We start from the raw sequence: 17,123 nt of genomic DNA on the forward strand, positions 1-17,123 counted from the left end.
AGCCGTCAGCCGCCGCGTCCGCCGCCCTCGCGCGGCTGCACGATGTCGGGCGCGCGCGGCGAGGCGGCGGCCATGCGGCGCGCGAGAACCGGCACCAGCAAGGCGATACAGACGAAGCGCACCACGTGGTGCGCAGCGACGTAAGCCGGGTCCAAATTGAACTGGTAGGCGAGCACGGTCAGCGCCTCCAGCGCGCCCGGCGCATAGGCTAGCGCGATCTTGCCGAAACCGATGCCGAGCGTCTCGTAGGCGATGAAGGCCGCAACGCCGGAAAGGCCGAGCCCGATCGCGAAAGCGCCGAGCGAGGCCGGCAGGTATTCCAGCAAGGCGCGGCGGTTTTCCGGCTTCAGCCGGCTGCCGATGATGACGCCGAGGAGAACCAGCGCGACCGTGGCGACCGGCTTCGGCACCGCCACCGGTGCGATGCCGCTGACGTGCAGCATGGCGCTCGCGGCGAGCGCGCCGAGGAGCATGCCGCCCGGCACGCGCGAGAGATGGCCGAGCCAGGCGGCAAAGAGGCTGGCGCCGACGAGGATCAGGTATTCGGCGATCGGCCCGTCGGTGCCGCGGCTCGCCGCCAGTATTCCCTCGCCGCCCTGCAGCCAGGCGAGCGTCGGCGTCAGCGCGCCGAGCAGCAGCAACAGCCGCACGCTTTGGACGACGGTGATTCGCGTCAGGTCGGACCGGGTCTCGGAGGCAGCGGCGAGGACGAAGGACATCGCCCCTGGCAGTGCCGAGAACAGCGCGGTGGAGCGGTCCCAGCCGAAGCTCTTGCGCAGGAAGAAATAGGTCGCCGCCGTGACCGCCACGACGCCGATCATCTGGATGGCGAAGGACAGCGGCCAGAGCGCCAGCTGATCGACCACCTCGGGCGTGACCCCTGCCCCGGCCTGGACGCCCAGGACGACGAAGGTGGCGTTGCGCAGGCTGTTCGGCAGCCGAGTGTCGATGCCGGACAGGCTGGCGATCGAGACGACCAGAGCGGACCCCAAGAGCCACGCCACCGGCAGGTCGAGCAGCGTCGCCACCGTGCCGCCGGCAGCCGCGAGCAGCAGCGTCAGCGCAAGCGCCATCAGGCGGGGCATGCCTTTCAAGCCGTCAAGCCTGCCGCCGGATCCAGCTTTGCAGACGGTCGGCAGCCATTTCCACCTCATCCAAACGGCGGTGGAAACAGGCGCGCAGGAAAGTGCCGGCGGACGATCCGAAAGCGGTGCCCGGGGCAAGGCCGACGCGCACGTCGTCGAGGATGTCAAAGGCCGCCTGGCGGGTGTCGGTGATGCCGTCGATCGAGAAGAAAGAGTAGAACGCGCCTTCCGGGGCGACGATGGCGACGCGGTTGGTCGACAGCAGCGCGCCCGTCAGGATGTCACGCGCCTTGTGCGCCCGCTCGACCTGCTCGACGATGAAGGACTCGCCATGGTCGAGCGCGGCGATGGCGCCGCGCTGCATGAAGGCGGCAACGCCCGAGGTCGAATACTGAATGAGGTTTTCCAAGACCGTGCCGAACACCGCCGGGCACTCGATCCAGCCGACCCGCCAGCCGGTCATCGCCCAGTTCTTGGAGAACGAGTTGACGAAGAAGATCGGCTCGTCCGGCTGCATGATGTCGTGGAAGGACGGCGCCCGCCCGCCGGCATAGTAAAAGCGGTTGTAGATCTCGTCGGCAATCAGCGTGATGCCGGTCTCGCGGACGATGGCGAGAATGTCCTCGAGCATCTGCCGGTCGGCGGTCCAGCCGCTCGGATTGGACGGGGTGTTGACGAAGAGGGCGCGGGTCTTCGGGCCGATGGCGGCCCTGAGCTCGGCGAGGTCGAGCTGCCAGCCGCTTTCGGTCCAATCGAGCGGCACCTCGCGCGCCACGCCGCCGGCGACGCCGACGGCGGCGGCGAAGTTCGGCCAGGCCGGGCCGATGAAGACGATCTCGTCGCCCTCGCCGGCCAGGGCCTGGATCACCAGCTGAATCGACTGCATGCCCGAGCCCGTGACGAAGAAGCGGTCGGAAGAGACCGGCTGCCCGAAAGTGCGCTCGGTGTAGCGGGCAAGCGCCTCGCGCAGCTCGGGCAGGCCGCGCTGCCAAGTGTAGAAGGTCTCGCCGGCGGCAAGGCTCGCCGCCGAGGCATCCCGGATGAACTGCGGCGTCGCGAGGTCTCCCTCGCCCGCCCAGAGCGGGATGACGCCGTCGAGCGTGCGGCCGTAGTTCATCACGGCGACGATGCCGCTTTCCGGGGCGGCCGCAGCGGCTGGGCGCAATCGATCGAGAGGGCTCATGAAATGCCTTGCAGGATGGGGGCACGGCCGGCCTCGGCGCGCCATGTGCCGCCATCGCGCTTTCGCCCGCGGACGTCAACCCTCGGGACGGCGGCAGACCTCAGCTCGGGTCGGTAAAGCTGCCGAAGCGCGCCGGCTGGCGCGCGGCGTCCGCCCGGCTGCTGGCGAGGAGATCGCGGATTTCCTGCAGCAGCTTCTGCTCTGCCGGCACTTCGGCGATCACCGCAGGCTTCTCCTCTTCCCTACGCTTCAGCTGGTTCATCGCCTTGACGACCATGAAGAGCACGAAGGCGACGATGAGGAAGTTGATGAGAAGCGTCAGGAAGGCGCCATAGGCGACGACGGTACCTTGCTCGCGGGCGACCTCGAGGCTGCCGGAGGTGACGTTGCCGGACAGCGCGAAGAACTTGTTGGTGAAATCGACGCCGCCGGTGACCACGCCGACGAACGGCATGATGATGTCCTTCACCATCGACTGGACGAGGCCCGAGAAGGCGGCACCGATGATGATGCCGATGGCGAGGTCCACCATGTTGCCTTTCAGGGCGAATTCCTTGAACTCTTTGATCATCGCTCGTTCCCTCGCGCGGACGGGTCCCGCCCAGTTATTTCAATGACCCTTCCGGTCATGACGCAGCGAGAGCCAAGACAGCAAACGGAAGGATGTCAACGTGCACAGCTGGGTCATCGTCATTTCGGCGATCATCTACCTCTTTTTGCTGTTCGCCGTGGCGCATCTCGGCGACCGGCGCTCGGCGGAAGGGCGCGCCCGCACCAGCCGTCCGGGCGTCTATGCGCTGAGCCTTGCCGTCTACTGCACCTCGTGGACGTTTCTGGGCTCGGTCGGGGTCGCGGCCCGGGACGGTTTCGACTTTCTCGCCATCTACATCGGCCCTATTCTCGTCTTCCTCTTGGCGCCGCGGCTGATGCAGCGCGTGGTGCAGCTCGCCAAGGCCGAGAAGATCACCACGATCGCCGACTTCATCGGCGCGCGCTACGGCAAGAACCCGGCGGTCGCCGCCATCGCCACGGGAATCGCGCTGGTCGCGGCGGTGCCCTACATTGCCCTGCAGCTGAAGGCGATCTCGACCGGCGTCGCGACGCTGATCGTCTACTACCAGCCACAGGCGAGCCTGCCGCCGTTCTTTGGCGACAGCGCGCTGTTCATCACGCTGCTGCTCGGCCTTTTCGCCATCCTGTTCGGCACCCGCCAGGCGGATGCGACCGAGCATCAGGACGGGCTGGTGCTGGCGATCGCGATGGAATCGATCGTCAAGCTCGCCGCCTTCGTCGCGGTCGGCCTCTGGGTCTGCCTCCAGCTGTACGACGCGCCGGCGCTGTGGCAGGCGGCCCGCGCCGAGCCGGCGATCCGGGCGGCCTTCTCGAAAGGCGTCGACGGGCATTTCCTCGCCTCGCTGATCCTCAGCGGCTTTGCCATCCTGATGCTGCCGCGGCAGTTTCACGTGACCGTCGTCGAGAACCGTTCGCCCGAGGAGATCCGGCGCGCGCGCTGGCTGTTTCCGCTCTACCTCGTGGCCATCAATCTCTTCGTCGCGCCGATCGCCATTGCCGGCATGCTGAAGCTCGGCGGCGCCGTCGACAGCGACCTTTACGTCCTCGCCTTGCCTTTGTCGGAAGGCAATTCGCTGCTGGCGCTCATCGCCTTCCTCGGCGCACTGTCGGCCTCCACCGCCATGGTCATCGTCGCCTCGGTCGCGCTGTCGATCATGATCTCCAACGACCTCGTCCTGCCGGTCCTCCTGAAGCGGCGCGACACCATCGTCACCGGCGAGCGCGACGCGACGCGGCTGATCCTCGCCGTTCGGCGCACGGCGATCATCCTCATCGTGCTGCTCGGCTACCTCTACTACCGCTTTGCCGGCGGCGGCACGGGGCTGGCCTCGATCGGCCTCCTCTCTTTCGCCGCGGTCGCGCAGTTCGCGCCGGCCTTCCTGATCGGCCTTGGCTGGAAGGGCGCCAACGCCCGTGGCGCGAAGGCGGGGATGATCTCCGGCATTGCCCTCTGGTTCTACACCTTGCTGCTGCCGGCCGTCCTTCCCGGCTCGGCCCTGGTCATGGACGGGCCGCTCGGCATCGGGATGCTGCGGCCGCAGGGGCTGCTGGGCCTATCGCTCGACCCGCTGCTGCATGGCGCGCTGCTAAGCCTTGGCTGCAACGCGTTGCTGCTGGTGCTGGGCTCGCTGACCCGCCAGCCAAGCCCGCGCGAGCGCATCCAGGCCTCGATCTTCGTGCGCCAGGACGGCGGCGCCTCGACCGGCTTCCGGCGGGCGCGCGCCGGCGTCACGGTCGGCGAGCTGAAGGCGACGATCGCCCGCTATCTCGGCAGCGACCGCACCGAACGCTCGTTCGACAGCTTCGCCGTCGCCGAACGGCGCCAGCTCGCCGATACCGACGAGGCGGACAGCCGGGTTGTCGGCTTCTCCGAACAGCTCCTGGGATCGGCGATCGGCTCGGCCTCGTCGCGGCTGGTGCTGTCGCTCCTGCTGCAGCGGCACAAGGGCTCCAGCCGATCGGCCATCCGCCTGCTCGACGATGCCTCGGAAGCCTTGCAGTACAACCGCGACATCCTGCGGCTGGCGCTCGACCAGGTTGACGAGGGCCTTGCGGTCTTCGACGCCGACTTCTGTTTGACCTTCTGGAACCGGCAGCTGCGCGACCTGCTCGACCTTCCGCCGCAGCTCGGCCAGGTCGGCACGCCGCTGACGGCCGTGCTGGAGCAGCTGCGCCGCGAGGGCCAGATCGATGCCGGCGAGTATGCCCGCAGCTTCGAGGTCCTCACCAACGCTCCGGCGCTGCGCCAGGTGTCGTTGCGGCGCTCGAACCGGGTGGTCGAGATCCGCACCCATCCGATGCCGGAGGGCGGCCTCGTGCTGACCGTCGCCGACATGACCGAGCGCGAGCGACACGCGGCGACCCTGCACGAGATGAACGAGACGCTGGAGGAGCGGGTGCGCCAGCGCACCGCCGAACTCCTCAAGGTCAACGCGGCGCTCGCCGAATCGCGGCAGGTGGCCGACGCCGCCAACATCGGCAAGACGCGGTTCCTCGCCGCCGCCGGCCACGACATCCTGCAGCCGCTGAACGCCGCCAAGCTCTATGCCTCGGCGCTGCAGGAGCGCTATTCCCGCCTGCCCGGCAAGGCGCTCGCCGCCAATATCAGCTCCTCGCTGGAATCGGTCGAGGCGATCCTCGGCGCGGTGCTCGACATCTCGCGGCTGGATGCCGGTGCCATGGCGCCCTCGCTCGAGGATTTCCCGCTGGAGCCCCTCCTGCGGCAGATCAAGACGGACCTTGCGCCGCTGGCCGAGGAGAAGGGTGTCCGTCTGCGGTTCGTCGAGACCTCGGTGACCGTCCGCTCCGACCGCAACCTCCTGCGCCGGCTGCTGCAGAACCTTGTCTCCAACGCCGTGAAGTACACCCGTACCGGCAAGGTCGTGGTCGGCGTGCGCCGGCGCCCGGGAAAACTTATCGACATCGCGGTCATCGACAGCGGCATTGGCATTCCCCGCCACCAGCTGCAGAACATCTTCCAAGAGTTCATCCGCCTCGACGAGGGCACCCGCACGGCGCAAGGGCTGGGCCTCGGGCTGTCGATCGTCGACCGCATCGCCAAGGTGCTCGACCATCCCGTCAGCGTCACCTCCGAGCACGGGCGCGGCACGCGCTTCCATGTCGGCCTTCCCCGCCGCCCGGCGATGGCGCCGGCACCCGCAGCCCTCGCCACAGTACGCGTGCACCGGGCGCTGCGGCTCGACGGCATGCTGGTGCTGATCCTCGACAACGACGCATCGATCCGCGACGGCATGGCGGCGCTTCTCTCCGGCTGGCACTGCGAGACGCTGCTTGCCGGCTCGCTAGCCGAGGCGATCCAGGTTTGCGGAGCGGCCGAGCGGCTGCCGGACATCGCGCTGATCGACTTCCACCTCGATCAGGGCACCGGGCTCGACGCGCTGTCGCGGCTGCGCTGGCAGATCGACCGGCAGCTGCCGGCGATCATGATCACCGCGGACCGCTCGCCGGAAGTGCGCGAACACGCGGCTGCCATCGGCGTCGACGTCCTCACCAAGCCGCTGAAGCCGGCCTCGCTGCGTGCCGCGATGGCGCAGCACCGCGGCCGGCGCGAGGCGGCGGAATAGCGCCGGAGACGGCAAGCCCCTGCCCTAAGGGTCGCTCGTTCGTGAGAACTACCGGCTGACGCCGTCCTCGCGGCCGGGATCGAGCTGGCCGAGCCGGATCACCGCCTGGGTGCGGCTGTCGACGCCGAGCTTCTGCAGCACCGCCGAGACATGCGCCTTGATCGTCGCCTCGGAGATGCCGAGCTCGTAGGCGATCTGCTTGTTGAGGAGCCCGCGCCCGAGCATGGTGAGGACGCGGGTCTGCTGCGGCGTCAGGCTGCGCATCTGCTCGATCAGCGCAGCGACCTCCGGATCGCCCTCGGCGCCAAGCTGGACGTTTGCCGGCAGGTAGACGTCCCCGGCCAGCAGCGAGGCGATGGCGGCGCGGATCTCCTCGAAGCTCGCCGACTTCGGAATATAGCCGGACGCACCGAGATCGAGCGCTCGCCGGATCAGCGGCGCGTCCTCGCTGCCGGAGACAATGGCGATCGGCACGCCCGGGTGCTCCGCCCGCATCAAGGCGAGACCGGCAAAGCCGCTGGCGCCGGGCATGTTGAGGTCGAGCAGGAAAAGATCGGCTTCCGGATGCGCCGCGATCGCCGCCGCCGCCTGGTCGAAATCGGCGGCCTCGACGATCAGATGCTCGCCCGGCAGCGAGGCCAGGATCTCCTTCAGGGCGCCGCGGAACAGCGGATGATCGTCGGCGACGATGAAGGTACGGTTCACAGGGCGCCTTGCAACGGTTTCACGGGCAGCTCTCTCTGGGTCAGCGCAGCGGAAACGCCGGCCATGTCTGCAACGAACCGCATCGCAGCAGAAGGTTCAAGGGGCAGGCGCGGCCGGGCACGGCTTGCCTCGGCCGCCGGCGCGTCTTTGCGCGCGGTCAGGCCCGGCCACCAAGGCTGCTGCGGCCGGGCTGGCCGGCGCGGGTTCCGGCAAAATGCAGCACCACCTCGCGGGTATGGGGCCGTACCCGGTGCTCGACGACGTAGAGGCCTTGCCAGGTGCCGAGCATCAGCCGGCCGCGCAGCACGGGGATGGCGAGGCTCGTCGCCGTCAGCACGGTCTTGATGTGCGCCGGCATGTCGTCCGGCCCTTCGATCGAATGCCGGTAGATCGGTCCGGCCGGCGCCAGCCTGTCCAGCGCATCGAGAAGATCGGCTTGTACGTCCGGGTCGGCGTTTTCCTGGATCGTCAGCGACGCCGAGGTGTGGCGGATGAAGACGGTCAGAAGCCCGTCGCCCGCCTCCAGCGTCGCCAGTCGCTCCTGCACAGCCTGCGACAAATCAAGCATCGAGCGCCCCTTGGTGCGGACGGCAAGCGTCTCGATGAACTGCATCGGCTCCATCAATGCCGGTCTTCCCTTCTTACGCCACCACACGACCGGCTGATGCCGGCAGAGGTGACAGGCGTTTTGCCTTCGCCCATCGTCCCTCCATAATCCCAGACCATGATCGTCGCCGCGATGGAACCACCGGACCTCTCGCAGCGCAAAAAAGACCGGCCACACGGCTAATGAAAGTCCGTTCCTCCGGCAAAAAAAGGAAGCGTGATGACCGTCAAGCGCCTGATCATCGATCCCGCCGATTTCGACCTCAGCCGCGCCGAGCCGGAGCTGATGGCGATGAACGCCGACATCATCGCGCTGCAGCGATCCCGCCCGAGCCCCTGGAGCGCGCCGATCACCGCAGTGCGCCAGGCGCGGGCCGAGGGGCGCGGCGTGTTTCCGGCCGCACCGGTCGATCCCGGCGCGACGACGACCGAGATCCGCGGACGCGGCGGCCATCCGATTGCCGTGCGCGTCCTGCGTCCCACCGGACAGGCAGAGCGGGGGACGTTCCTGCACTTCCACGGCGGCGGATGGGTCTGGGGCACGGCCGCCGAAAACGACCCGTTCCTGCGCCGGATCGCCGATCAGACCGGGCTCGCCGTCGCCTCCGTCGACTACCGCCTCGCGCCGGAGTTTCCGTTTCCGAACGGGCCCGAGGATTGCGAGGACGCAGCGCTCGCTTTGATCGCGGGAGACATCGCCGATGCGCATGGCCCGTTGCCGACCGGTTACCTTGCTATTGGCGGTGAATCAGCCGGCGCGCATCTCGCGGTCCTCACGCTGATCCGGCTGCGGGACGGGCATGGCGTGACGCCGTTCGCCGCCGCCAACCTCAATGCCGGCTGCTACGACCTGTCGCTGAGCCCCAGCGTCCGGCGCTTCGGCAGCGAGCGACTGGTGCTGAACACCGAGGACGTGGCCGCCTTCGCGGAGCGCTTCCTGCCCGCCGGCAGCGACCCGCGCTCGCCCGACATCTCGCCGCTCTACGCCGACCTTACCGGCCTGCCGCCGGCCCTCTTCACCGTTGGAACCTGCGACCTCCTCGTCGACGACAGCCTGTTCATGGCGACTCGCTGGCTAGCGGCCGGCAATGCGGCGGAACTCTCGCTGGTCACCGGCGGCTGCCACGTCTTCCAGAACCTGCCCTCCTCGACCGGCGTCCGCTCGATGGCCGAGATGGCCACCTTCCTGCGCCGCCACCAGGCCGCCAGCGACGGCACACAGGGCCACGACCGACTGGTCGAACAGCTCTAGCGGCCGAACGCTATCGCATCCCTCGCAGATCCGGCCGCGCCTTTGGGCGCGGCCGGGCCGGTCCCTACGGGGAAGGTTACGTCCGGTTCGGGGTGGTCTCCGGGGCGGGCTTCTCGTCATCCAACTCGCGGGCGATGTCGCGGAAAGTGCGGAAGATATGCTTCATCTGGCCGAGTGCCTTGTCGAGGTCGGCATCTTCCGGCAGAACCGACTGCGAGGGCTTGCGCGGGCTGGCAAGCGGGGTCGCGGCGTCGCCATCGTCGGACCCACCATCCTTAAGGCTGGCGACTTCGTCGGACAGTTCGCGGATGCGATCCTGCAGCCGCTGGCGTTCGTCTTCGGACGGCTCGCAGGCGATCTGGCCGTTGTCGACCTGGCAGAGGCTGATCTCGCCGGTCTGCGTGTCCAGCCGCGCGACGCCGCCGTCGACCGGCTGCATCGAATAGCGGGACGCGGCGGACGGCGGCATCAGGCTCTGGGACGACGGGCTCTGCGGCACGAGGCTTTGCGCCATGGCCGCGCCGCCGGCCAGCATGATCGCGGCACCACCGGCCAGAGCGAGGATCAGGATGGCGATCGCGGTCTTCATCGGCAACTCCCTGGGGCCCGGATCTTCGGACGCGCGGAGCTATCCCACGCAAATTGGGCGAGATTGCCGCGATTGACCTTTATCACCATGTCTGGCAACCGAGGCTATGAGCGATCCCATCTACAAGATTGCGCCGAGGGCGCTGTGGCAGGCCGCTGAACAGGCAGGGCGTTTCGACGGCGCGCCGGTCGACCTCGCCGACGGCTACATTCATTTCTCGACCGCGCTGCAGGTTCGCGAGACCGCGCACAAGCATTTCACCGGCCAGCGCGAGCTGTTGCTGATTGGGATCGACCCCGACAAGCTCGGCGACGCGCTGAAGTGGGAGCCCTCGCGCGGCGGTCAGTTGTTCCCACACCTATATGGCCCGCTAAGCTTGGACGCCGTGCTGTTCGCCGAAGAACTGCCGGTGGACGCAGCCGGCTACCACGTTTTCCCCGCGAGCATCCGGTGAGCCTTTACGACGTCGCCCGTCCCCTCCTCTTCAAGCTCGACGCGGAAAAGGCGCATGGCCTGTCGATCGCCGCGTTGAAGCGCGGCGTCATCCCGCGCGTCGACATCCCCATCGACAGCAGACTGCGAACGGCGGTCGCGGGATTGTCCTTTCCGAACCCGCTCGGCCTTGCCGCCGGCTACGACAAGAACGCCGAGGTGCCCGACGCCGTGCTGCGGCTGGGTTTCGGTTTCACCGAGGTCGGCACGATCACCCCGCTGCCGCAAGCCGGAAACCCGCAGCCCCGGGTCTTCCGCCTGCCGGCCGCCGGCGCGGTGATCAACCGGCTCGGCTTCAACAACGAGGGCGCCGCGGAAGCCTACGAGCGGCTGCAGCAGCGGCGGCGCAAATCCGGCATCGTCGGCATCAATGTCGGCGCGAACAAGGATGCCGCCGACCGCATCCACGATTATGTCGAGGGCATCAGCCGCTTCGAGCCTCTGGCAAGCTACCTCACCGTCAACATCTCGTCGCCCAACACGCCGGGCTTGCGCAAGCTGCAGGGGGGCGACGACTTGGAGCGCCTGCTGGAGGCGGTGGTCGCCGCCCGCAACGGCGCGGCGGCGGTCGACGGGCGGCCGCGCACGCCGATCTTCCTCAAAGTCGCGCCCGACCTCGACCGCGAGGAGATCGCCGCCATTGCGCGGTCGGTCGCCGCGCACGGCATCGAGGGGCTGATCGTCTCGAACACCACGCTGTCGCGCGACGGCCTCTCGACCACGCTGCTGAACCGCAACGAGGCCGGTGGCCTTTCCGGCCGGCCGCTGTTCCGCCGCGCCACCTACGTGCTGGCAGCGTTCCGCCGGGCACTGGGACCCGACATCGCGCTGATCGGCGCCGGCGGCGTCGACAGCGCCAAGACGGCGATCGCCAAGGTCGAGGCCGGCGCCGATCTCGTCCAGCTCTATACCGGCCTCGTCTATGGCGGGCCGCGCCTGCCGACGAAGATTCTCGCCGGCATGAGCCATTTCATGGACCTCAACGGCATCGGCCGCCTTTCCGAAATCCGCGACCGCACGGTCGATCGCGTGCTTTCCGCCGGCCCCGACGCGGATTGAGCCGCTTCGCCTCAGGCGGAGGCGAAGGTCTGGCGGCGGCGGCCCGGCAAGGCGGCGAGCAAGGTCACACCGCGCAGCGACAGGAACACCTCGAAGGCGAGCCAGAGCCCGTGATTGCCGAAGGACGGCACGAGGGCGAAGGCGAGGACGGCGAACAGCGCCGTCGACAGGAGCATCATGTCGCGCATCGTCCGCGACCAGGTGGCGCCGATGTAGATCCCGTCCATGACGAAGGCGAGCGCCCCGGCGAAGGAGGCGATCGACGCCCAGAAGAGATAGGGGCGCGCTGCCGCCCGCACCGCCGCGTCGGTGGTGAGAAGATCGACGATCGACCCGCCCGCGACGAGGAAGGCGAGCGTCAGGAGGCCTGAGAGTGCGAGCCCCCAGGCGATCGACAGGCGCACCGCGCGATCGAAGGCCGGCCGCCAGAACGCCCCGACCGAACGGCCGACCAGCTGCTCGGAGGCCGTCGCGATCCCGTCGAGGAAATAGCCGCCGATCATAAACATGTTGAGGAGGACGCCGTTGGCGGCAAGCGTCAGCGCGCCGAGGCTGGCCCCGAGCCGGGTGAACAGCATGTAGCCGCCGAGCAGGCAGAACGAGCGGATCATGATGTCGCGGTTGAGGGCGATCATCTTGAGGAAGCCGGCCTTCTCGAACACCCGCCGGCGCGTCGGGCGCTCGGCCCGGTCGAACCCGCGGATGACGAGGATGAGGCCGACCATGGCCCCGATCGCCTCGCCCGACACCGTCCCCAGCGCCACGCCCGCGACCCCGCCTTCCCAGACGAGGCCGAACAGGATGGCGAGACAGATGTTCGCGCCATTGATGACGATCTGCAGCCCGAGCCCGAGCGCGCCTCTGCCCCGCCCGAGGACGTAGCCGAGGAGGGCATAGTTCGTCAGCGCGAAGGGCGCTGAGAACATCCGCCAGAACAGATAGGTTCGCGTCGCCTCGGAGACCGCGGCATCGGGGGCGATGAGGAAGAGGCCGGCCACCGAGATGGCCGGCTCCAGAAGGACGAGCCCGCAGCCGATGACCAGCGCCAGCACCAGCGCGCGCCAGAACACCGCCTGCATTTCCGTGCCGTCGCCCTCGCCAAGGGCCTGTGCGGTGAGGCCCGTGGTGCCCGAGCGCACGAAGTTGAAGGTGGCGAAGGCGAAATCGAAGATCAGCGCGCCGACGACGAGCCCTGCGAGCGCAGCGGCATCTCCCATCCGGCCGACCACCGCGATATCGGTGAGCCCCAGCAGCGGCGTCGTCAGAAAGGCCAGCGTCATCGGCACGGCGATGCGCAGGACCTCACGGTTGGTCACGTCGAACGGTCGGGCAGTACGGGGCGATGCAGGGATCATGACACGGGTCCATCGAAGCTCGGAGGACGGCGTGGCAGCTTCCAATGAAGGCGGCAAGGGGCGTTGTACGGGGGTCTGCTGACGGTAGCGAGCCGCGCCCTATGTCAGCTGCGATGACCTTGCCGATCGTTCACCATCCCGCCTTCGACGCGCAGTTCGATGCCCGGCATCGCTTTCCCATGGGCAAGTTCTCGCGGCTCGCCGAGATCCTCGTCGAGGACGGACTGGTGCCGGACGGGTTTCACGTCCCCGTGCCGGCGACACCGGAGGAACTATGCCGGGCGCACTCGGCCGGATACGTCGATGCGGTGCTGTCGCAGACCGTCTCGCCTGCGATGGAAAAGGCGATCGGCTTTCCCGTCGACGAACGCGTGTCGCGGCGCTCGCGCTGCGCCACCGGCGGCACCATCCTCACCGCCCGGCTGGCGCTGGCGCATGGCCTTGCCTGCAACAGCGCCGGCGGCAGCCACCATGCGTCGACGGATGCCGGCGCGGGCTTCTCCGTCTTCAACGACGTCGCCGTCGCCGCGCGGGCGATGTTGGCCGAGCACCTGGTCGACCGGGTGCTGGTGTTCGACTGCGACGTGCACCAGGGCGACGGCACCGCGCGGATCTTCACCTGCGATCCCCGCGTCTTCACGCTCTCGATCCACGGCGCCCACAATTATCCCGAGGTGAAGCCGCCGTCGGATCTCGACATTCCCCTTCCCGACAAGACCGGCGACGAGGCCTATCTCGCCGTCCTGCCCTACGCGCTCGAGACGAGCCTTCTGCAGGCACGGCCGGACCTCGTCTTCTACAATGCAGGCGTCGACCCGCATGCGGACGATCGGCTCGGCCGCCTGTCGCTGTCCGACGCGGGGCTCGCCGAACGCGACCGCCGCGTCATCGGCTTCTTCCGCGAGCGCGGTATCCCGGTGGCCGGCGTCATCGGCGGCGGCTATTCCCGCGACATCGACAGCCTGGCCCGCCGGCACACGATCCTGCACCGGGTGGCGGCGGAGTTTGGCTGATCGCCACCTCATATGACTTAGGGTAATTGCAACTATTAAGAGAATATGCAACTCTTGGTTGCTCTCTACCGGAGGACGCATCATGCCCCAAGGATTGCTGCCAAAGCCGCCAATCGAAACAGGCTGGTCCCTTTCGCGGCTGGCACTGGTCGTGGTTCTCCTGACTTTTCTCATTGGCATCTGGTTCAGCGGCTGGCCACTACCGGACACGCCGCACCTGTCCGACACCGCCTTCACAGACGTCCTCTCTGCGCTCGGCACCCTGGCAATCCTCGCTCTCTTCGTAGAGCGGACGGTCGAGGTATATGCTGTCAGTGTCCGCGAGCCGGGGAAGGTCTTGCTAGAAAACACCCTCGCCAAAGAGCAGGCCGGCACCGATGCTGCGCTCATACAAGGAGCTCAATCCAAGCTTGCGGGGTATCAAGCAGGTACGCAGAAAAGGGCGACGCTTTTCGCGCTGGGTCTTGGGCTCTTGCTGGGGCTCTTCGGCGTGAGCATTCTCGGCCCGATGTTCGACGCGGCTGACCACCTCGGCAAATCGTACCAATATCTTCGCCTGCTCGACGTGATCATCGTCGGCGGCCTCCTCGCTGGCGGTGCCGATCCCATTCATCAGATGATCAAGGTGCTGCAGGATGCCGCCGAGTTGAACCGCGCCAATACTGCCCTCACCGCGGCCGAGACGAAAGCAGCCGCAGCGCAGACGAAGGCAGCCGCCGCCGCGATCCAGCCTCCCACGAACTAAAGCCGGTCAGCGCCGCCCGATCTTCAGTAGCCTCGAGATGATGAACAGCGGGACCACGATCACGGCGCCAAGAATGAAATAGTCGACGGCACGGTCGAGCGAGCCGAACAGCGAGTACCAGATCCAGCGGAAGAAATCGGTGATCCAGTAGAGGATCTCACGCGGGCTCCAGTCCAGCCAGGACAAGACGAGACCGACGGCGATCGACAGCAGCACGAGCTTGACGATCACCGAGAGCGGCGAGCCGCCGAGAAAACTGGATACGCGGTCGGCCATGGCTGGTTCCTGAAGCTTCGTTGGCCATGAGGTAGTCGGACAAGCCGGCGAGGACAAGGCGGCCGCGGCAAGCCTTCAGTCGCCGAGCATCGCCTGCAGCGTCTCCAGACGGTCGGCCTCGAAGGCCGGCTTGTCCCAGCGCAGGCGTGAGATCCGGGGGAAGCGCATGGCGACGCCGGACTTGTGGCGGCTGGAGCGGGCGAGGCCCTCGAAGGCAACCTCCAATACCAGGCCATGATCGGGCTCGGCGCGCACAGAGCGGACGGGGCCGTAGCGCCCGATCGTGTTGTCGCGGATGTATTTGTCCAGCTGCTTCAGTTCTTCGTCGGTGAAGCCAAAATAGGCTTTCCCCACCGGCACGAGTTCGGGTTGGTCCTCGGGGCCCGCCCAGACACCGAAGGTATAGTCGGAGTAGAAGCTCGAACGCTTGCCATGGCCGCGCTGGGCATACATCAGCACCGCGTCAACGAGATGCGGGTCCTGCTTCCACTTGAACCAGGGGCCCTTCGGTCGGCCGGGCACATAGGCAGAGTCCCAGCGCTTCAGCATCAGTCCCTCGATCACCGGGTGCGGCGGCGCGATGCGCTTTGCGGCAAGATCCTCCAGCGTCTCGAAGGGAACGAAGGGCGAAAGGTCGAAGCGGCTGGGATCGAGCGCCGGCAGAAAGCGCTCCAGCCGCCGCCGGCGCTCGGCAAAGGGCAGCGGCCGGAGGTTCTCCCCACCGTCCTGCAGGAGGTCGTAGGCGCGCAGGAAGACCGGGTGCTGCTTCATGACGGCGGCGCCGACGCTCTTGCGGTTCAGCCGCTGCTGCAGGTCGGAGAAGGTGCCGACGACGATCTCGTCGCCATCCGTCGGGCGCGCCACCAGCAGCTCGCCGTCGAGCGCACCGTCGAATTCCATCCGCTCGATCAGGTCGGGGAACGAGCCGGAAATATCGTCGCCGGTGCGCGAATAGAGCCGGCAGACGCCGCCCTCGCGTGTCGCCTGGACGCGAATGCCGTCCCACTTCCATTCCGCCGCATAGTCTTCGGGCGTGATGCGGGCGTGGTCGCCGGCCTCCAGCGGCTGCGACAGCATCACCGGCCGGAACGGCGAGAGGGCCGCCGAGACCGGCTTCTCCGCAACGCCCTCGAGCCAGGCGAACAGCGAGAGATAGGGCGGCGCGAGCCCATGCCAGAGCTCCTCGATCTCGGCGATGTCCTTGTCCCCGAAATCGGCCAGCGCCTGCTTGGCAAGCCGCGAGGAGACGCCGATGCGCATCGAACCGGTGACGAGCTTCAGCAGGGCATAGCGGCCGGAGGAGTCGAGCCGGTCGAGCCAGTCCTCGATGAGCCTCGGCCCCTCGGCGCGCGAGGCGGCGTTGAGCGTCTCGATGATTTCGCTGAGCGTCGGCAGGTCGTTGCGCAGGATGGTCTCGGGCTCGCCGTCGTGCGGGCCCGGCCAGACGAGCGCGATGGTCTCCGCGAGATCGCCGACATAGTCGTAGGAATAGCCGAACAGCACCTCGTCCATGCGGCTGGTCGCAAGGACCCGCAGCATGGCCGGCTTCACCGCCGAAATGTCGAGCTCGCCGGTGATTGCGGCAAGGCCATAGCCGCGGTCGGTGTCCGGCACCTCGCGGAAGAAGTCGACCAGCAGCCGCAGCTTGCCGTTGCGCGACGGGGTGAGGACGAGGCGGTCGAGGAGTTCGGCGAAGCGTTTCATGCGGACCTGACGAAAGGACTTTCGGTGAAGCTAGTGCGCCAGCTCCGTCCGATCAGTCCGCACACCGCGCATGACACGGTTGGCCAGCTGGTGTTTTGCCGAAAACACCGCATCGGCGTCCATGCCGGGCTCGCGCACCAGCCATTCGAGGTAGTCGAGCGGCACCTCGCCGAAACGCACGCCCTTATGCTTGCCGAAGCGCAGCTTCGACAAAAGCGCTGGCTGGTGCGAGACCCGCTCGGCCCGCTCCAGGAAATCGGCAACGTCGAGGCAGCGCGGCATCAACGCTTCGGCGATCCGCCGCAGCAAGACCGCCGTGCAGAGCGCATCATAGAGCGCCCGGTGCGGGTGCAGCCCCTCCAGCTGCGGCCGGATCTCGCTGAGATCCAGCGCGAGATATTTCACCAGCGACTGCAGACCATGCGCCGGCAGGTCGGGAAACGCCCGCAGCGCCAGCTTGTGCGTGCACAGCCAGCGGCTGGTGATCTTCAGCCGCGGCCGGTCGAACTCCGCCCGCTGCGCCGCATAGGACGGCGCGCCTTGGAACGGCAGGATGGCCTCGGCGAAAGACGGTGCGCCCTCCAGCATTTCGTCGGAAATCTGGTGCACGCGCCGCGCATGCGGGTTGATGACGATGCCCGCTGGATCGACCAGGCTCTGCAGCGGGTTGAAGATCTGGCCGGTGGCAAGGTCGAGATCCGCCGATCCGATCTCGATCACCGCGTCTTCCGGCAGGCTGTGACCGGCGGTCTCGGTGTCAATTACCCGCACCACAGTCTGGGCGGGTTCGGCAAACAGCGACGGCGTCGTCGGGGCGGCGGGGAAAAGGTTCAACATCACCTTGGAATGTCGTCGCTGGCGAAGAGATTCGCAAGCGTTCAGCGGGAGTTGCGTGGCTGAAA

Annotated in this window: 16 protein-coding genes; 6 read left to right on the plus strand and 10 right to left on the minus strand. The window is 67.8% G+C overall.

Features of this window, described 5'->3' with window-relative positions:
* Positions 1-5 precede the first annotated feature (5 nt).
* From ACZLZY_RS08940 to mscL, 3 genes are all read right to left on the minus strand, one after another.
* Positions 6-1,085, minus strand: coding sequence for an AbrB family protein (locus tag ACZLZY_RS08940; RefSeq protein WP_472933876.1), 1,080 nt, complete (start codon positions 1,083-1,085; stop codon positions 6-8).
* Positions 1,086-1,098: 13 nt separating this feature from the next.
* Positions 1,099-2,268 (minus strand): pyridoxal phosphate-dependent aminotransferase, encoded by a 1,170-nt coding sequence (locus ACZLZY_RS08945; RefSeq protein WP_472933877.1) that lies wholly within the window; start codon positions 2,266-2,268, stop codon positions 1,099-1,101.
* Between the two features lie 100 nt (positions 2,269-2,368).
* A complete protein-coding gene (gene mscL, locus ACZLZY_RS08950) occupies positions 2,369-2,839 on the minus strand; it encodes a large conductance mechanosensitive channel protein MscL (RefSeq protein WP_472933878.1) in 471 nt (156 codons plus the stop codon).
* Positions 2,840-2,939: 100 nt separating this feature from the next.
* Between mscL and ACZLZY_RS08955 the strand changes: the two genes are divergently transcribed.
* Complete coding sequence (locus ACZLZY_RS08955) at positions 2,940-6,425, plus strand: hybrid sensor histidine kinase/response regulator (RefSeq protein ID WP_472933879.1); 3,486 nt, start codon at positions 2,940-2,942, stop codon at positions 6,423-6,425.
* Between the two features lie 48 nt (positions 6,426-6,473).
* Here the strand turns inward: ACZLZY_RS08955 and ACZLZY_RS08960 are convergent, their stop codons facing one another.
* Together ACZLZY_RS08960 and ACZLZY_RS08965 are read right to left on the minus strand one after the other, a co-directional pair.
* On the minus strand, positions 6,474-7,130 hold the full coding sequence (locus tag ACZLZY_RS08960; protein WP_472933880.1) for a response regulator transcription factor: 657 nt from the start codon (positions 7,128-7,130) through the stop codon (positions 6,474-6,476).
* Between the two features lie 157 nt (positions 7,131-7,287).
* Complete coding sequence (locus tag ACZLZY_RS08965) at positions 7,288-7,752, minus strand: secondary thiamine-phosphate synthase enzyme YjbQ (protein WP_472933916.1); 465 nt, start codon at positions 7,750-7,752, stop codon at positions 7,288-7,290.
* Between the two features lie 222 nt (positions 7,753-7,974).
* Between ACZLZY_RS08965 and ACZLZY_RS08970 the strand changes: the two genes are divergently transcribed.
* The gene (locus ACZLZY_RS08970) at positions 7,975-8,988 is read left to right on the plus strand and encodes an alpha/beta hydrolase (RefSeq protein ID WP_472933917.1); all 1,014 of its coding nucleotides are present in this window, start codon (positions 7,975-7,977) and stop codon (positions 8,986-8,988) included.
* Positions 8,989-9,064: 76 nt separating this feature from the next.
* Here the strand turns inward: ACZLZY_RS08970 and ACZLZY_RS08975 are convergent, their stop codons facing one another.
* On the minus strand, positions 9,065-9,577 hold the full coding sequence (locus ACZLZY_RS08975; RefSeq protein WP_472933881.1) for a hypothetical protein: 513 nt from the start codon (positions 9,575-9,577) through the stop codon (positions 9,065-9,067).
* 106 nt (positions 9,578-9,683) lie between these two features.
* Between ACZLZY_RS08975 and ACZLZY_RS08980 the strand changes: the two genes are divergently transcribed.
* Both ACZLZY_RS08980 and ACZLZY_RS08985 read left to right on the plus strand, forming a co-directional pair.
* Positions 9,684-10,031 (plus strand): DUF952 domain-containing protein, encoded by a 348-nt coding sequence (locus ACZLZY_RS08980; RefSeq protein WP_472933882.1) that lies wholly within the window; start codon positions 9,684-9,686, stop codon positions 10,029-10,031.
* The gene (locus ACZLZY_RS08985; RefSeq protein ID WP_472933883.1) at positions 10,028-11,128 is read left to right on the plus strand and encodes a quinone-dependent dihydroorotate dehydrogenase; all 1,101 of its coding nucleotides are present in this window, start codon (positions 10,028-10,030) and stop codon (positions 11,126-11,128) included. The genes ACZLZY_RS08980 and ACZLZY_RS08985 overlap by 4 nt, the downstream gene beginning before the upstream one ends.
* Positions 11,129-11,139: 11 nt before the next feature.
* Here the strand turns inward: ACZLZY_RS08985 and ACZLZY_RS08990 are convergent, their stop codons facing one another.
* A complete protein-coding gene (locus ACZLZY_RS08990) occupies positions 11,140-12,483 on the minus strand; it encodes an MATE family efflux transporter (RefSeq protein WP_472933884.1) in 1,344 nt (447 codons plus the stop codon).
* A 113-nt stretch (positions 12,484-12,596) separates the two neighbouring features.
* Between ACZLZY_RS08990 and ACZLZY_RS08995 the strand changes: the two genes are divergently transcribed.
* Positions 12,597-13,496 carry a histone deacetylase family protein gene (locus ACZLZY_RS08995; RefSeq protein ID WP_472933918.1) on the plus strand — a complete coding sequence of 300 codons (900 nt, stop codon included), beginning with the start codon at positions 12,597-12,599 and terminating at the stop codon, positions 13,494-13,496.
* An 82-nt stretch (positions 13,497-13,578) separates the two neighbouring features.
* The gene (locus ACZLZY_RS09000) at positions 13,579-14,241 is read left to right on the plus strand and encodes a hypothetical protein (RefSeq protein WP_472933885.1); all 663 of its coding nucleotides are present in this window, start codon (positions 13,579-13,581) and stop codon (positions 14,239-14,241) included.
* Positions 14,242-14,247: 6 nt separating this feature from the next.
* On the opposite strand, the gene ACZLZY_RS09005 is transcribed toward ACZLZY_RS09000, so the two are convergent.
* From ACZLZY_RS09005 to ACZLZY_RS09015, 3 genes are all read right to left on the minus strand, one after another.
* Positions 14,248-14,517 (minus strand): DUF6460 domain-containing protein, encoded by a 270-nt coding sequence (locus ACZLZY_RS09005; protein WP_472933886.1) that lies wholly within the window; start codon positions 14,515-14,517, stop codon positions 14,248-14,250.
* A gap of 75 nt (positions 14,518-14,592) precedes the next feature.
* Positions 14,593-16,221: a cisplatin damage response ATP-dependent DNA ligase gene (locus ACZLZY_RS09010; protein ID WP_472933887.1), complete on the minus strand. Its 1,629-nt coding sequence runs from the start codon at positions 16,219-16,221 to the stop codon at positions 14,593-14,595.
* 30 nt (positions 16,222-16,251) lie between these two features.
* Positions 16,252-17,058, minus strand: a complete 807-nt coding sequence (locus tag ACZLZY_RS09015; RefSeq protein WP_472933888.1) for an exonuclease domain-containing protein — start codon at positions 17,056-17,058, stop codon at positions 16,252-16,254.
* Positions 17,059-17,123: the final 65 nt, after the last annotated feature.

It is taken from the genome of Mesocryomonas lacus (genome assembly GCF_055730135.2).

What these genes read in the sequence shown, in the direction of transcription:
- ACZLZY_RS08940 (WP_472933876.1), bottom strand. Translation starts at nt 1,085, where the DNA reads ATGCCCCGCCTGATGGCGCTTGCGCTGACGCTGCTGCTCGCGGCTGCC.
- ACZLZY_RS08945 (WP_472933877.1), bottom strand. Translation starts at nt 2,268, where the DNA reads ATGAGCCCTCTCGATCGATTGCGCCCAGCCGCTGCGGCCGCCCCGGAA.
- mscL (WP_472933878.1), bottom strand. Translation starts at nt 2,839, where the DNA reads ATGATCAAAGAGTTCAAGGAATTCGCCCTGAAAGGCAACATGGTGGAC.
- ACZLZY_RS08965 (WP_472933916.1), bottom strand. Translation starts at nt 7,752, where the DNA reads ATGGAGCCGATGCAGTTCATCGAGACGCTTGCCGTCCGCACCAAGGGG.
- ACZLZY_RS08975 (WP_472933881.1), bottom strand. Translation starts at nt 9,577, where the DNA reads ATGAAGACCGCGATCGCCATCCTGATCCTCGCTCTGGCCGGTGGTGCC.
- ACZLZY_RS08980 (WP_472933882.1), top strand. Translation starts at nt 9,684, where the DNA reads ATGAGCGATCCCATCTACAAGATTGCGCCGAGGGCGCTGTGGCAGGCC.
- ACZLZY_RS08990 (WP_472933884.1), bottom strand. Translation starts at nt 12,483, where the DNA reads ATGATCCCTGCATCGCCCCGTACTGCCCGACCGTTCGACGTGACCAAC.
- ACZLZY_RS08995 (WP_472933918.1), top strand. Translation starts at nt 12,597, where the DNA reads ATGACCTTGCCGATCGTTCACCATCCCGCCTTCGACGCGCAGTTCGAT.
- ACZLZY_RS09000 (WP_472933885.1), top strand. Translation starts at nt 13,579, where the DNA reads ATGCCCCAAGGATTGCTGCCAAAGCCGCCAATCGAAACAGGCTGGTCC.
- ACZLZY_RS09005 (WP_472933886.1), bottom strand. Translation starts at nt 14,517, where the DNA reads ATGGCCGACCGCGTATCCAGTTTTCTCGGCGGCTCGCCGCTCTCGGTG.
- ACZLZY_RS09010 (WP_472933887.1), bottom strand. Translation starts at nt 16,221, where the DNA reads ATGAAACGCTTCGCCGAACTCCTCGACCGCCTCGTCCTCACCCCGTCG.
- ACZLZY_RS09015 (WP_472933888.1), bottom strand. Translation starts at nt 17,058, where the DNA reads ATGTTGAACCTTTTCCCCGCCGCCCCGACGACGCCGTCGCTGTTTGCC.